Below are 15,242 nucleotides of genomic sequence, written 5' to 3' on the forward strand. Positions count from 1 at the left end.
TTTATTTAGATTAAACATTTGTTGTAAAAATTTATTAACTGGGTATATTTAAATCATATCAATAGTAAAAAACAACTAAATTCATTTTTAAAATTTAATAAACTATTATTAGGAGGGAACACCATGACAGAAGACAAAAAAGGGATATTACTTGAAACGGGAACTGGCGAGCTTGAAATTCTTGAATTTACTGTAAAAAACACACATTATGCAATTAATGTAATAAAAATCAAAGAAATATTAGAGATTGATTATGTTACAAAAGTTCCAAAATCAAATCCAGCCTTAATAGGCTTGACAATGGTCCGTGGTGATGTAATTCCTCTCATAGACATGAACTACGTACTTGAAAAGGAATTTACTCCTATTAATGGAAAAATTAAAACTCTTCTTTGTGAGTTCAATCAATTAAAAGTTGCTTTTTGCGTAGATGAAGTTCATGGTATTCATAGAATCGGCTGGAATTTAATAAAAAAACCAGATATGGTCATTGAAAATAGCGATTCTTTAATAATAGGAAACATAACCCTAGGAGAAAGAATCATAATGCTACTCGACTTCGAAAAAATTGTAACTGATATTGCTCCTTCGACAGGTATAAACGAAAGCCGTATAGGAAATATAACAAAAAAAGATCGTATGGGTATAAAATTGATTCTTTCTGATGATTCTCCTATGATTCGTCAGCTTTTAGATGATGTATTAACTAAAGCAGGCTTTGGTAATATGAAATTTTTTAACGATGGTCAGCAAGCGTGGCATTATCTAGACAACTTAGCTTCTGAAAAGGGTAATCGCTTTATTGAAGATGTTCAAATTTTAATTACAGATATTGAAATGCCTCAAATGGATGGACATACTCTTACAAGAAAAATTAAAGAACATAAAATATTAAGAACACTTCCTGTAATAATATTCTCATCTCTTATAACAGATGACTTAAAACATAAAGGTGAATCTGTAAAAGCTGATGCTCAGATGAGCAAGCCAGAGGTTGAAAATTTGGTGGGAGTGATTGACAAGTTAATAGAAAAGATTAATAACGTAAAATAAAAAATAGATTTATAGTATTATTTCAGTGGTAATAAAAACTCTATCCATTATAGCAATCAAATATTACTAATTTGCTCTTTGAACCTTGTTTTATTAACAATAATAGAGAGATTGTAATTTTAGCAGGATGCTTAAAATTTCAGTCTCTCTATTTGATTGTAAAAATTAATTTAAATAAAATTATTGAAGAGAGTATTCCATATTTAATTATTTTACTCCTGTACTTCCATGACCCCCTCTATTTTGTTTTTGTAATTCATTGACAAACAAAACCTTAACAACTTCCATTTGTCTAACAATTCGGAACTGACAAATCCTATCTCCCTTTTCAATTATAGTATCCCTTAGTGCGTAGGCTGGAAAGAACCAATAGTCATCATTTCCGCTATATGCGTTATCAATTATTCCCATCGAGTTTGTCTGTATAATTCCATAATTTTTAAACGTCGAGCTTCTAGGCAAGATGTGTGCTTCAAATCCTTCTGGTAGCTCTAATGCAAATCCTAACGGTATAAGCTTAAAATCTCCTTTATTCATTTTTATGCGCTCTGCTGTTCTTAAATCTATCCAATTTGATTTTCCCTCTATAAATTCAAATTCTTGATGGACACCTTCTTGTAGTTTAACCTTAATTTCCAACATATAAAACCTCGCTTCTTTATTTAGTATTAATCAATATAAAAATATTTTACATGAAAACCTGATAATATAATATATTAAAATGTCAAGTTTATTGTATCTGTGTACCTATTTTTTTCATAAAAAAAGTTTTTTTATGAAAAATTTTGCTTACTTGATTGACTAATACTTATACAAAATGATAGAATTCACTTGTAGCAATTATGAAAACTTTCAGAAAATGACATTTTTTTCTAAGACACACTTCATAATTATTACAAATTTGAACTTATAAGGAGGTACGTGTATGCAAGGAATCGTAGATTTTCTTAACGGTATTATTTGGAGTAACGCACTTATTTATTTATGTTTAGGTACTGGGGTTTATTTTTCTGTAATCCTAAAGTTCCCACAAGTAAGATTAATTAAGGATATGGTTAAACAGATGCTTAGTGGTGAGGCATCAGAAACTGGAGTTTCTTCATTCCAAGGCTTTGCTATGGCTCTTGGTGGAAGAGTTGGTACAGGTAACATCGCTGGGGTTGCTACAGCAATCGGAACTGGTGGTCCTGGAGCAGTATTTTGGATGTGGGCAATCGCTTTCCTTGGAGCGGGTTCAGCTTACATAGAGTCAGCACTTGCACAGGTTTATAAAGATGAGGTTGACGGCGAATATCGTGGAGGTCCTTCTTACTACATTGAAAAAGGACTTGGAATCAAATGGTATGCTATTCTATTTGCTGTTTGTGCAGTACTAGGAGTAGGAGTTTTCTTACCTGGAGTACAAGCTAACAGTATCGCAAGCTCAATGAACACTGCATTTGGAATTTCTCCTGCAATAACTGGAGCAATCGTAGTTGGTCTTTTAGCGTTCATTATCTTCGGAGGAACAAAGCGTATAGGTAAAGCTGCTGAGCTTATAGTTCCATTTATGGCTATTGCTTATATCATAGTTGCACTTATTATCATATTTATGAACATCACCATGCTTCCTGATGTAATTGCTCTAATTTTCCGTTCAGCTTTTGGAGCTGACGCTGCATTTGGTGGTATCTTAGGAACTGCTATTCAGTGGGGAGTAAAAAGAGGTATCTACTCAAACGAGGCTGGACAAGGTACAGGACCTATGGCTGCTGCTGCTGCTGAAGTTTCTCACCCTGCAAAGCAAGGTTTAGTTCAAGCTTTCTCTGTATATGTTGATACATTATTTGTTTGTTCAGCTACAGCTTTTATGATTCTTATTACTGGTATGTACAATGTTAAAGACGGAGCAGATGGCTTCATTGTAGAAAACATTCCTGGCGTAGAGATTGGGCCTGCTTACACGCAAATGGCAGTAAATACTCTTCTTCCTGGTTTTGGTCAAGCTTTCGTAGCAATCGCACTTTTCTTCTTTGCTTTTACTACTTTATTAGCTTACTACTACTATGCAGAGACTAACGTTGCTTATCTTTTCAAAGGTTCAAAAAATCACAAAACATATTTCTTACTAACTAAATTTGCTTTACTTGGTATGACATTCTTCGGAGCTATAAGAACAGCAGATTTAGCTTGGGCTCTTGGTGATATCGGAGTTGGAGCAATGGCTTGGTTAAATATTATAGCAATAATTCTATTAACTAAGGTTGGTGTTGGTACACTTAAAGATTACGAAAAACAGAAAAAAGAAGGAAAAGATCCAATCTACGAGCCAGAAACTCTTGGCATTAAAAATGCAGATACTTGGAAAGCAATCGCTGCTAGATACAAAAAGAAAGTTTCATAATTTAAACTTATAAAGTAAAAAATGGCTTGCATTTATGCAAGCCATTTTTTACTTTAGTATTTATTCTTAACAATAGCCTCAATTGCTACATCCATAGGGTCTATTAACGGTATATCAAAATGGGAAGAATTTAAAACTAGACCTATTTCGGTACAGCCAGCAATCAGTATCTGAGCTCCATTTTTTATCAATATTTCGCCAGTTTCAACTAGCATATCTATTGGTTTGCCTTCTATTACCCCACTTTTTATTCCATACTGCGGAGAATAAATAGCCTGCATTACTTTGTTTGTTTGGATATCGTAATCAGGATAGATTAAATTATAATCACTTAGATATTTATTAAATAATCCAGTTTTTAGGGTTCCGCTCGTTGCTAGAATACCAATATTTTTTATGTCAGGATAATTAGCTTTTATATAAATATCAAGTTCTCTTAGAGCATTCAATATTGGGAAGTTTATGCTTTCTTGAATCTCATCTATAAAATAATGAGCCGTGATACAAGGAATGCAAGCGACATCTACTTTTGCACATTCAAGGGTTTTTGCCGTCTCTATAAGAGCAGGAACTGGATTTTCTCCGTTTCCAAAGATTGCACTCGTTCTGTCTGGAATTTTACTATTGCTATCCATAATCACTCTAAAATGATCTTGATCTGTTTTTGAGGGAGTAGCTTTTATTAGCTTAAAGTAAAAGTGTGCCGTAGCTTCTGGACCCATTCCTCCAAGAATTCCTATTATTTTATCATTCATTGCTGTAACCTCTTTCTTATTATCTTTACTCAATTCCACACACTCTATGCTTTAGGGGTTCAAATAATTCATCCTCAGATATAGATGGGTTCATTATTTTTAGTTTTTTAAGTGCTATACTAGCGCCATAATCCATTCCCTGACAACCAGCAAGAAGAATTACGTCATCCTCCTTAGCCCTATTTAAAGCTTCACCAATAGCATCTGAAAGATTCTCATATAGCTCAAGCTTTAGCTTCGAACCATTAATAATGTCTCTAAACACTGCTTCTTCTTCATCAGTCACTATATCTTTTTCTGTTGTGTAATCTGCACTTTTAGTAGCAATAATTTCAGATAAATTAAGCTTTTTCGCCCATGTAACTATTGCCTGAGCATTTTCCTTATTTACAATAGGCCCTCTTGAACCTCTTATAGCATATACAAGATGCAGTTTATTATATTCCATAAAATTAAGAGTTTCCATAGTAACATCTATGTTCCCAGCATTTGCAAAATGATCATCGATTATTTTAAAATCATTTTCATATATGAACTCAAATCTTCTTTCTACACCTTTAAAATTTAAAAAGCTTTCTTGTATTACAGCTATAGGTACCTTGCAAATTAGCGCCGCAGCAATTGCAGCCATAGCATTATATACGCTGTGATAGCCTGGCACAGAAAGAGATATCTCGAAGCTTTGATCCATATATAAATGCCCATTTATTGAAAATGGTTTAGAAATTTCTACTGTAAATTTACCTCTTCCTGAGGATAAATCTAGATTTTTGCACAATATCATAGCATTATCATTATTAACGCCATAAGTAAGTACATTGGCCTCTGTCTTATTAATTAGAGATGCTGCTTCTTCACAATCCATATTCAGTATAGCCCAGCTACCCTTCTTTGCATTGGTAATCAAACTTGATTTCAATGCTACATAGTTTTCAAAGGTTTCATGAAGATCAATGTGCTCTCTGCTAATATTGTTAAAAATAACGATGTCGTAATCAATCCCAGCAATCCTGTCAAGCTCAATAGCAGACGAAGACACTTCCATTGTTACATGTGTTAAACCATTTTCTTTCATTCTGTATATATAATTTTGAAGATCTAAGGACTCTGGTGTTGTTAAATCAGAAGCTATTTGTTCATCGCCTACTTTTATAAGCACTGTTCCAACAAGCCCAGTTTTAAAATTATTATTTTCTAGAATATTATCAATCATAAAAGCAGTTGTGGTTTTACCATTAGTAGCTGTTATTCCAATCATCTTCATAAATTTTGAAGGGTGATTATAAAAATTACATGCACATAGAGCTAAAGAATGCCTAGCATCTGAAACCAAATATTGAGGAATATCAATATTATCTTGAATGCTTTCCACAACAGCACCTACAGCTCCTTTGTTTTTAGCATCTAGTAAATACTTATGTCCATCTGTCTTATATCCTTTGATACAAAAGAATAAATCTCCCTCTTTAACCTTAGCAGAATGATAAGCTATCCCCTGAATATTATGGTCATGGCTTAAAGGTCTGTTTTCCTCTAAAATTTCAATCCCTTTCAATAAAGAAGCAACGTCCATCATTATAATTCTCCTCACGTAAAATTAAGCTTACCTAAAAATTTTTTTAGTTATTTTTTTTGAAATACTTTTGCTAAAAGCAAAAAACGGCTTAGGATCTGAATAGTCCCATATAGCATATGCTTTAGGTTTAAAATATGATTTTAGAACCTGAGATAGCTTCAGCTGTTTTGTCTTTAGATATCCTCTAACAGCAAAGAAATCCTCGTAAGCATACCAAAACACTAGCCCAGTATCCTTTTTAAGCTCAAAAGGTGGTTGTGGCTTTCCTATTAGCTCAGAATAGGTTAAATATGGCATGTTTATCCCTGCCTTATACAGCAAGCTATTTAAATTAGTTATTCTTACATTCACCTCTATTAAATAAAATTCTCCTGTTACTGCATCTTTTTTAAACTCAATTTCCGCAAATCCTTTAAAACCAACATTTTCTAAAAATTTTGCTCCTATATCATAGAGCTCTTGGACATATTTCTGTCCAGTATATACTGAGGCTCCAAAATTTATAGGATACTGTCTAAATTTCTGGCAAGTCATCCAGTTTGTAACTTTTGAATCCTGATTTAAGTAAGCATCAAAAGTGTACATATGGTCGTCAAATCCTGGAATTATTCTTTGTACAATTACTTCCAGCTTTTTCTCATGTACTTTTTTTACTGCTTCAAGCAATTCTTCCTTGTTATTAACCTTAAACATCTTTCTTCTAAAAACCGACACAAATGATGGAGAATCAGTAGGTTTAACAATACATGGATAGCCAATTTGCTTGTCAACTTTATCTAAATAATCCTCATCGCTTACATAAACTGTTTCTGGAACTTTAACAGAATTTTTTACTGCAAGAGCGTGAAGCTTCTCTTTATCCATAAGATTAGTGTAAATTCCCTGCTGATTCTGAGGAATAAGGTAATATTCTCTAAGCTCGTAGAGATACTCATCTACAAACTCAACATATGGATCAGCACAAGGAATCAGCACGGGTTTTAGAGCTTGCTTTGATGCATAATCTATTAAAAACTGTAAAAACTCTTTAGGTTGTTTTTTATAGTGTGGACCGATTAATTTTTCCTTACAATATTTTGATTCAAAAGCATAAGAGCCTTCATAGCTATAATCTACAGCCGCTACTTCAACACCCATCACACCTAGACATCTTATTGTACTTAAGCCTATATAATAATTAGCACCTAAAATAACTGCTTTATTAGACACGGTAATCCCCCTAAAATAGATTCTAATATAATTATCAACACTTAAATATATCTTTTCAAACTAATATTTTATCATGAAAATCTAATCTATAAAACCCTATAGTAAATATAGTTTTTCTTTGGCAATTAAAGATTGATTATTAAGCTCTTCACTGAGTTAATTGCATAATCATAATCATTATTATTTTCAATTATGTAATCAGAATACTTTTTATATAATCCTATTCTTTCGTTATATATTTTTATAAGAGCTGTTGGATTATCCTTTACTAGTGGTCTATTATTAACATCCATTTCCTCTAATATTTTTTCTGGATTTCTATCAATAAAAATTATACTGTATCCATTATTCTTCAATATTTCAATATTACTTGAGTCAAGAATAATCCCCCCACCGCAATCTATAATACAGCTTTCATTAATAACAGCATTTTTTAATACTTTTGTTTCAATTTTTCTAAAATACGGCTCCCCAAATTTCTCAAATATATCGGATATGCTTAAATTGAGTTCCTTTTCCACCATCTTATCAATAGAAATAAGCTTAAGAGCCAAGTCTTTTGAAATGTCATTAGCTATACTGCTTTTTCCACATCCCATCATTCCTATAAATGCTATTTTTTTCATCTTCTTTACCTCATTTATATTTATTATTTTTAAAACATTGTCCAATCAAAATTAACATGTTAAAATAATGAAAATTTATGTAAAGCTAGGAGAATAATATGAAAATCGAAGCTACTAAAAAAATCCAAATAAAAAACATTGAAATCGGGGGAAGCAAAACCCTAATTTGTACTCCTATAATACCCTCTACTCTTGAAGATTTTGTTGCAGATATCGACGATGCTCTATCTCAAAATCCAGATGTAGTTGAGTGGAGATTAGATTACTTTGACAATCTCAGTTCATTAGATTATGTATATAATACCTTAACTTCAATTAAATATAAACTAGCAAATACAATATTTATCTTGACTCTAAGAGATAATAAAGAAGGCGGAAAATGCACTCTTTCTCAAGAAGATAAGCTCAAAATAATTCAAAACGCTCTAAAAACAGATACTATCGATATATTAGATATAGAACAAATCCAAGGAAAAGATTATATATCTACAGTTAAACAAATGATTAATAATACTAATACGAAGCTTATACTTTCTTATCACAATTTTGAGTTTACACCAAATAAAGAAGAAATCGTTCAAAAAATAGAAAAGGCCCTCGAATTAGGGGCCGATATTCCTAAAGTAGCATATATGCCACATTCTAGTGAAGATGTACTTTGTTTATTAGATGCTAGTCTTTCATGCAGAAAATTATTAGAGGCTCCTATGGTGAGCATCTCCATGGGTGACCTAGGAAAAATTTCTAGAGTATATGCTGGCCAATTTGGCTCTGATATTACCTTTGCTTCTTTGAAAGACTCAACCGCTCCAGGTCAAATCAAAATTGATGATTTAAAGAGAGCTTGGACCCATCTTTTTTAATTCGTCCCTGATTTCACTTAATAGCACAACTTCTTCACTTGGTTTTGCTGGCGCTGCTTCTTCTTTTGGTTTAGCTTTTAATTTATTTATCATCTTAATCATTATAAAAATTGAAAAAGCAATGATAACAAAATCAACTAAATTTTGAATAAATTGACCGTAGTATACAGCCAGTTCTGGAATTTCTCCCTGAGCTGGCTCAATTACATATTTAAGATGCTTAAAATCAACACTTCCTGTTAGTATAGATATAACTGGCATTATAATATCGTTTACTAGGGATGTGATTATCTTGCCAAATGCTCCTCCAATAATAATCCCCACTGCCATATCCATAACATTTCCACGCATAATAAATGTTTTAAACTCCTTTAACATGTCCTTCATCCTTCCTTTTCTTTAGTTTCTTGAATAATATCTTTATAAATCCAACTATATAATACCCTAAAAATATCTGGTTAAAAACTATTCTATAAGGTAGATATAATTATATGTACTAAAATTATTTTATTTACTCATTAATATAACTAATCAAGAGGTGATATTATGTGGTTTACAAAAGAGATTCAGGATGTTCTAAAGGAATATGATTCGAATGAAGCGACAGGACTTTCCAGTCAAGAGGTAAAACTTCGATTAGAAAAATATGGTGAAAATAAATTAAAATCTAAACCTAAAAAAAGCTTTTTTCAGCTATTCTTATCTCAGCTTAAGGATATGCTTATATATGTTTTGCTAGGAGCAGCTGCTATTACTTTATTTATTGGTGAGTATGTTGATGCAGTTATAATACTGCTTGTTGTAATTCTTAATGCAGTTATAGGTGTGGTTCAAGAGTATAAGGCCGAAAAAGCTGTTGAGGCTCTGCAAAAATTATCTAATCCAAAGGCCCTAGTTAAAAGAGATGGCCAAACCTTAGAAATCCAGGCCCTTGAATTAGTCCCTGGAGACATAGTAATTTTGGATGCTGGAAGATTCGTTCCAGCTGATTTGAGATTAATTGATTCTGCTAATCTTCAAATAGAAGAATCTGCACTAACCGGTGAATCTGTCCCTTCTGAAAAAAGTGCATCTGAAATATATACTAACCTTAAAACTCCACTGGGTGATCAAAGTAATATGGCATTTATGTCTACAATAGCTACCTATGGCAGAGGCGAAGGAATAGTAGTCGCGACTGGTATGAATACAGAAATTGGTAAAATAGCTCAAATACTAGATGAAGATAATAATGAATTAACTCCTCTTCAGGTAAGACTGGAGGAGCTTGGCAAAATCCTAGGGTACATTGCTATAGGAATATGTATCTTGATATTTGCAATCGCATTAATCCAAAAAAGAGATTTATTTGAAATGTTTCTTACAGCAATTAGTTTGGCTGTAGCCGCTATACCAGAAGGATTGCCAGCAATAGTAGCTATTGTTTTAGCTATAGGCGTTACTCGTATGTCTAAAATCAACGCTATAGTAAAAAAACTGCCAGCTGTAGAAACTCTTGGCTCAGTAAACATTATTTGTTCAGACAAAACTGGTACCTTAACACAAAATAAAATGAAAGTAATGAAATATTATACTCTAAATAATTTAAATGAAGTTGATGATAATAATGAAATAAATAATCCTGATTCCATAAAACTAGTTCAAGGAATGATACTTTCCTCAGATGCCACCTATGAAAATAACGAAGGCACTGGAGACCCTACTGAGATTGCCCTAGTTCAACTTGGCAATCACTATGGTATACTCAAATCCAAATTAAATGAAACCTATCCTAGAGTAGGAGAAAAACCATTTGACTCTGATAGAAAGCTCATGTCTACATTAGTAAAATCAAATGATAAATTTCTTGTTTATACTAAGGGAGCTCTCGATAGTCTGTTAAAAATTTCAACTCATGTAATTAAAGATGGTAAATCCATTCCACTTACTGAGAATCATAAATCTGAGTTCATAAAAACAAGCGAGGAGCTTTCAAATAAAGCTCTACGTATATTAGCACTTGCATATAAGGAGGTAGAGACTGAAATATCCTCTGATGAAATGGAAAATGATTTAACTCTTATAGGTATTGTTGGAATGATGGATCCTCCTAGACTTGAGGTAAAATCATCAATTGAAACAGCTAAAAAAGCTGGAATTACTCCTATAATGATTACTGGTGACCATAAAACTACAGCGTTTGCAATAGCCAAAGAATTGGGAATTGCCGATGATATATCCCAGGCTATTATGGGAACTGAAATTGATGAATACACAGATGAAGAGTTTTCAAAGCTTATAAATAAAATTAAAGTATTTGCTAGAGTTTCTCCTGAGCACAAAGTAAAAATAGTTAAAGCTTTTAAATCTCAAGGAAATATCGTATCTATGACTGGAGATGGTGTAAATGACGCCCCTTCACTTAAAACAGCTGATATAGGTGTCGCAATGGGCATAACTGGTACCGATGTATCAAAAGGCGCTAGTGATATGATATTGACTGATGATAACTTTACTACAATAGTTCATGCAATAGAAGAAGGAAGAAATATTTATAACAATATAAAAAAATCAGTAGTGTTTTTATTATCCTGTAACCTTGGAGAAGTAGTAACTATACTGCTGTCTATATTATTTTTCTGGCCTGTACCACTTCTTCCAACTCAAATTTTATGGATAAATCTAATAACTGATACCTTGCCAGCAATTTCACTTGGTATGGACCCTGGCGATAAAGATGTTATGAACAAAAAACCAAGAAACCCTAAAGAAAGCTTTTTTGCCCACGGAGCTGGTCCAAGAGCTATAATGGGTGGTATTTTAATTGGATTGCTGACCTTAGGAGCCTTCTTTTATGGACTTTACGAGCATGGTTATTCACTCGGCTCTAGAAATATTCCAGAAGATGTTTTGACATATGCTAGAACTATGGCATTTGTTGTACTTGCAGCTTCACAATTATTTTATTCACTTGCAATGAGAAATCCAACAAAATCAATATTTCAAATCGGTATATTTAGTAACCTTTATTTAATTGGAGCTATAATTATAGGTTTTATACTTCAATTCAGTGTGATTTCTATACCATTTTTAGCAAATGCATTCAAAGTTCATAATATAAGTATTCAGGATTGGGGATTAGTTATATTATTTGCCCTTATCCCTCTTATGATAAACGAGATAGTTAAAATCTTTCTTAGAAAAAGAGAAGCCCGTATTTAAACCTATCCAATAAATAATTTTTCAAATTAAATAATTTGCTTTTTTAAAATTATAAAAGGACTGTTGAAAATAAAGTAGTGTATTATTTTTGATTTTAATCAAATATAATACACTACTTTATTCTTCAGTCCTTTTTAGAGCATCTAGCATTCAAATTCCTAATGAATACTTCATCATTACATCAAGGGAGCAAATAACCTAAGCACTGAGCGTCCAATAGTCTTATACCATTTGATATTATCTAAATAAGACTTTTCAATCTCAGTACATTTTTCTAGAGTACTAACAAAATCTGTTTTTAAATCTTCTATGCTTGCTGTATTATACATCCACACTCCACATTCAAAATGAAGATATAGGCTCCTATAATCCATGTTAATAGTACCAACAATCCCAAACTTATCGTCACTTACATAGGTTTTTGAATGAATAAATCCGGGAGTATATTCATATATTTTTACTCCGCTATTTACCAAGGGCTTATAATAGGATCTAGTTACAGCATGCACATACCATTTGTCACCATGATGTGGAGTTATTATTCTTACGTCCACACCATTTTTTGCAGCTATACATAAGGCAGTGAGCATTTCATTGTCAATAATCAAATAAGGCGTAGTTATATAAACATAATCTTTTGCATTGTTAATAATATTTAGATATACTGTTTCTCCCACTGACTCTTTATCTAAAGGATTATCTGAAAAAGGCTGAATAAATCCTCCTTTATATTCATCTATTCCATTTTTATATCTATATTTTTCATAATCCTCAGCGCTTGAATCCAAATACTCCCATAAAGATAAAAACATAACCGTTAAGCTCCAAACTGCCTCTCCATCAAAAAGAATCGCTGTGTCCTTCCAATGTCCATGAAGCTCTATTTCATTGATATATTCATCTGCTAAATTTATTCCACCAGTAAAGCCTACTTTTCCATCAATTACTGTTATCTTTCTATGGTCTCTATTATTAAAAGCTAAAGATATAATTGGTCTCACAGGATTAAAAACATGGCATCGTATTCCCATATTTTCAAGCTGTTTATTATATTCTTTTGTTAGCTTTCCTAAACAACCTATATCATCATATATAATTCTAACATCCACGCCTTTTGAAGCTTTTTCTTTTAGTATATCCAATATGCTATTCCACATTATGCCTTCTTCAATAATAAAATATTCCATAAATATAAAACTCTCAGCCTTATTTAATTCCTCTTTCAAGCGTTTAAATTTTTCCTCTCCAAGTCTGTAGTATTCAGTGTTATTACTATAATAAAGGGGATAATAGGCATAGTTTGATATATAATGAGATATCTTTGCTGCGTCCATGTCTTGGCTTCTTAGCATAGCATTCTTTTTTTGATTATCAATTAATACTTCTTTTGTCTTTTCTTCTATTTTATGCATTTTGCTTACTATTTTTTTAGAAAGACTACTTTTTCCTATCAAAATATAAAATAATCCTCCAAAAATAGGAACCAGCATAATAGGTATAATCCAAGCAATTTTATATGCAGGATTGCTTTCATCATTTACTATCCAAAGAACAACTAGAGAGCTTATAAAAATATTCACTGCATAAAAATATGTGAAATACTGGTAGAATTTAATAACCATACCTACTATAAGCGCTATTTGCAATAATATTGCCAGTCCTAAAAATAAAATACGTGGTATTGTATAGTTTTTCATAAAATTTCTCCCTTGAGCCAGTTTTATGCTTTTCAAGCTAATTATATCATACCCATATTTGTTACTTCTTCATCAGCAAAGAGTTAGCTTTACGATGTTGATGTTATTCGTAACAAATATGGCGAATGAGTTTGACTAAAGGAAAATTAAAGCTAAAGTTCGTTATCTTTTATTAGCGATCTACTTAGAGCTATCTCAAGATTTCCATTACGGCATCTTAGTTCATCAATGAAAGCTTTAGAGTCCATATTCTCTTTAAAGCAAACTTGATAAGAGAGCTTGAATAAGCTTCCCATATCAGTAGTCTTAACTTGAATAAGCTCCCAGCTATTTAAATATTCACATAAAATATCATCAAATAAAGTCTCATAATCCAAATCCTCTGGTATTGTTATTTTTAGTAGCTTTTCATTCTCTTTGCTTTTGCCTATATCAAGCTTTTCATAAATAATATTTGCGGTTCCAATAAGCAGTACAAATACAAAAGCCAGTAAATAATACCCTGTCCCCACAGCTAAACCTACAGCCATGGCCATAAAAATAGCAGTTATTTCTTTAGCTCCTCCTGGTGCTGATCTAAATCTTATAAGGCTGAATGCTCCCATTACAGCTACTCCTGTCCCTAGATTTCCATTTACTAGAGTTATTACAGTCTGAACTATCATTGGAAGAAGCGCTAAGGTTATAACAAAGCTCTTACTATAAGAGTTCTTATATTTATAAATTATGCTTATAAAATAACCTAAAATACATGAAACCACCATTCCTAAGCCAAAATTTTGAATCACACTGAAAGACTCGTTAAAATTATTAATTGCTACACTATACAATAATTCTGTTGTCATAAATACTCTCCTTTATTGTTTTTTTATAGGCTTCTCCATATTTTGAAAATGAATGCTGAAATATTTCTAAATCTACAAAAATTTTATTAAGCCAAATTGGTATTGCTCCTGATATTTTTATTTCCATAAGCATGAACTCCTTGTCAATGAGGTTAAAGCCATAGCTACCATTTTCCAAGCTTAAATCAAAATCTCTATATTTTAGATTGTAATCAAAGGTTATTCTCAAGCTTTCATCATTAGCTCCTTTATATGAATATCTGTCATAATAAATGTACATTGCTGGCTTAAGAAAATTATGATAGTTAAAAAAGTATTCAATTTCTTTACCTATCTGTCCCTCTTCTTTAAGAAGTGAAATATTATTTAGATAAGTCTTGCTTTGTTTTACAGTGGACTTTATTCTTCTTTTGTAAACTACTTTCTTATACTTTTTTTTAAGCTCTAAAAATACTTCATCTTCTGCCTTAGGGTAAGGACTGTAGCTTCTGATTCTAAACTTTTCTTTATAAATTGGTTTTTCAAGCGATTGCCTAATCAGCTTATATGATGGCGTATCATAGTAAATATTTGATATTGAAGATTTAAAAAATTTATCTTCAACTATATGATTTCTTAGCTGATATAGCAACTCCTCGTATTGAGTCCTTGATATCATGTATTTAAGCTCATATCTCTTAAAATTGTATACGGTAGCGCTCATAAACTCATCTCCTAGTATAATAATCTTATGGTCTGTAATACATAGTATGCTCATTCCTTTATAAATAATCAGCAGCCATAACTGTTTATAACTAGAATATAAACCCTTAACTTAAAATTAACTTAAAAAATGATATTATTATAATAATTCTTAACAAAGCTAAATAATTCATGCTCTACAAAAATATAAAAAAGAAGCTAATATTCTGTATGATGCTTACAAAGACTAATCTAATTGTTAATTAAATTAGTCTTTGTACCTCATATCAGATAGCTTCTTTTGTTATCCTCAAATTTCTATAAATACAAAATAGTTTACAGCTTCTTATCTA

At 31.8% G+C, this 15,242-nt stretch carries 13 protein-coding genes; 4 read left to right on the forward strand and 9 right to left on the reverse strand.

The genetic code is table 11. The annotated features are described in order from the left end of the window. Positions 1 to 123 precede the first annotated feature (123 nt). Positions 124 to 1,053 carry a chemotaxis protein gene (locus tag B5X47_RS00585; RefSeq protein WP_079588282.1) on the forward strand — a complete coding sequence of 310 codons (930 nt, stop codon included), beginning with the start codon at positions 124 to 126 and terminating at the stop codon, positions 1,051 to 1,053. A gap of 207 nt (positions 1,054 to 1,260) precedes the next feature. On the opposite strand, the gene B5X47_RS00590 is transcribed toward B5X47_RS00585, so the two are convergent. Continuing rightward, complete coding sequence (locus B5X47_RS00590) at positions 1,261 to 1,695, reverse strand: dUTP diphosphatase (protein WP_143215732.1); 435 nt, start codon at positions 1,693 to 1,695, stop codon at positions 1,261 to 1,263. A gap of 283 nt (positions 1,696 to 1,978) precedes the next feature. On the opposite strand from B5X47_RS00590, the gene B5X47_RS00595 reads away from it, so the two are divergent. After that, complete coding sequence (locus B5X47_RS00595) at positions 1,979 to 3,436, forward strand: alanine/glycine:cation symporter family protein (protein WP_079588284.1); 1,458 nt, start codon at positions 1,979 to 1,981, stop codon at positions 3,434 to 3,436. A 53-nt stretch (positions 3,437 to 3,489) separates the two neighbouring features. Here the strand turns inward: B5X47_RS00595 and cuyB are convergent, their stop codons facing one another. From cuyB to B5X47_RS00615, 4 genes are all read right to left on the reverse strand, one after another. Beyond that, positions 3,490 to 4,230: a cysteate racemase gene (gene cuyB / locus B5X47_RS00600; RefSeq protein ID WP_079588286.1), complete on the reverse strand. Its 741-nt coding sequence runs from the start codon at positions 4,228 to 4,230 to the stop codon at positions 3,490 to 3,492. Then, positions 4,217 to 5,767, reverse strand: coding sequence for a Mur ligase family protein (locus tag B5X47_RS00605; RefSeq protein ID WP_079588287.1), 1,551 nt, complete (start codon positions 5,765 to 5,767; stop codon positions 4,217 to 4,219). Before B5X47_RS00605 ends, cuyB begins: the two co-directional genes overlap by 14 nt. Before the next feature lie 27 nt (positions 5,768 to 5,794). Continuing rightward, on the reverse strand, positions 5,795 to 6,976 hold the full coding sequence (locus B5X47_RS00610; protein ID WP_079588289.1) for a carboxylate--amine ligase: 1,182 nt from the start codon (positions 6,974 to 6,976) through the stop codon (positions 5,795 to 5,797). 125 nt (positions 6,977 to 7,101) lie between these two features. Then, positions 7,102 to 7,602 (reverse strand): shikimate kinase, encoded by a 501-nt coding sequence (locus tag B5X47_RS00615; RefSeq protein ID WP_079588291.1) that lies wholly within the window; start codon positions 7,600 to 7,602, stop codon positions 7,102 to 7,104. Positions 7,603 to 7,700: 98 nt separating this feature from the next. Between B5X47_RS00615 and aroD the strand changes: the two genes are divergently transcribed. After that, positions 7,701 to 8,465: a type I 3-dehydroquinate dehydratase gene (gene aroD / locus B5X47_RS00620; protein WP_079588293.1), complete on the forward strand. Its 765-nt coding sequence runs from the start codon at positions 7,701 to 7,703 to the stop codon at positions 8,463 to 8,465. Here aroD and mscL read toward each other — a convergent pair. Then, positions 8,436 to 8,843, reverse strand: coding sequence for a large-conductance mechanosensitive channel protein MscL (gene mscL, locus B5X47_RS00625; RefSeq protein ID WP_079588295.1), 408 nt, complete (start codon positions 8,841 to 8,843; stop codon positions 8,436 to 8,438). The genes aroD and mscL overlap by 30 nt on opposite strands. 168 nt (positions 8,844 to 9,011) lie before the next feature. On the opposite strand from mscL, the gene B5X47_RS00630 reads away from it, so the two are divergent. Beyond that, the gene (locus B5X47_RS00630) at positions 9,012 to 11,666 is read left to right on the forward strand and encodes a calcium-translocating P-type ATPase, PMCA-type (RefSeq protein ID WP_079588297.1); all 2,655 of its coding nucleotides are present in this window, start codon (positions 9,012 to 9,014) and stop codon (positions 11,664 to 11,666) included. A gap of 176 nt (positions 11,667 to 11,842) precedes the next feature. On the opposite strand, the gene cls is transcribed toward B5X47_RS00630, so the two are convergent. From cls to B5X47_RS00645, 3 genes are all read right to left on the reverse strand, one after another. Continuing rightward, the gene (cls, locus tag B5X47_RS00635) at positions 11,843 to 13,363 is read right to left on the reverse strand and encodes a cardiolipin synthase (RefSeq protein ID WP_079588298.1); all 1,521 of its coding nucleotides are present in this window, start codon (positions 13,361 to 13,363) and stop codon (positions 11,843 to 11,845) included. Between the two features lie 152 nt (positions 13,364 to 13,515). Beyond that, positions 13,516 to 14,208, reverse strand: a complete 693-nt coding sequence (locus B5X47_RS00640) for a DUF4956 domain-containing protein (RefSeq protein WP_079588300.1) — start codon at positions 14,206 to 14,208, stop codon at positions 13,516 to 13,518. Further along, the gene (locus tag B5X47_RS00645; protein ID WP_079588302.1) at positions 14,186 to 14,911 is read right to left on the reverse strand and encodes a polyphosphate polymerase domain-containing protein; all 726 of its coding nucleotides are present in this window, start codon (positions 14,909 to 14,911) and stop codon (positions 14,186 to 14,188) included. The genes B5X47_RS00640 and B5X47_RS00645 overlap by 23 nt, the downstream gene beginning before the upstream one ends. Positions 14,912 to 15,242: the final 331 nt, after the last annotated feature.

Origin of the sequence: Acetoanaerobium noterae (assembly GCF_900168025.1) — a bacterium.
Classification (GTDB): Bacteria; Bacillota; Clostridia; order Peptostreptococcales; family Filifactoraceae; genus Acetoanaerobium; species Acetoanaerobium noterae.

Coding starts and splice junctions, on each gene's coding strand:
- B5X47_RS00595 (WP_079588284.1), top strand. CDS start 1,979: ATGCAAGGAATCGTAGATTTTCTTAACGGTATTATTTGGAGTAACGCA.
- B5X47_RS00630 (WP_079588297.1), top strand. CDS start 9,012: ATGTGGTTTACAAAAGAGATTCAGGATGTTCTAAAGGAATATGATTCG.
- B5X47_RS00605 (WP_079588287.1), bottom strand. CDS start 5,767: ATGATGGACGTTGCTTCTTTATTGAAAGGGATTGAAATTTTAGAGGAA.
- B5X47_RS00615 (WP_079588291.1), bottom strand. CDS start 7,602: ATGAAAAAAATAGCATTTATAGGAATGATGGGATGTGGAAAAAGCAGT.
- B5X47_RS00645 (WP_079588302.1), bottom strand. CDS start 14,911: ATGAGCGCTACCGTATACAATTTTAAGAGATATGAGCTTAAATACATG.
- B5X47_RS00590 (WP_143215732.1), bottom strand. CDS start 1,695: ATGTTGGAAATTAAGGTTAAACTACAAGAAGGTGTCCATCAAGAATTT.
- aroD (WP_079588293.1), top strand. CDS start 7,701: ATGAAAATCGAAGCTACTAAAAAAATCCAAATAAAAAACATTGAAATC.
- cls (WP_079588298.1), bottom strand. CDS start 13,363: ATGAAAAACTATACAATACCACGTATTTTATTTTTAGGACTGGCAATA.
- B5X47_RS00585 (WP_079588282.1), top strand. CDS start 124: ATGACAGAAGACAAAAAAGGGATATTACTTGAAACGGGAACTGGCGAG.
- B5X47_RS00640 (WP_079588300.1), bottom strand. CDS start 14,208: ATGACAACAGAATTATTGTATAGTGTAGCAATTAATAATTTTAACGAG.
- mscL (WP_079588295.1), bottom strand. CDS start 8,843: ATGTTAAAGGAGTTTAAAACATTTATTATGCGTGGAAATGTTATGGAT.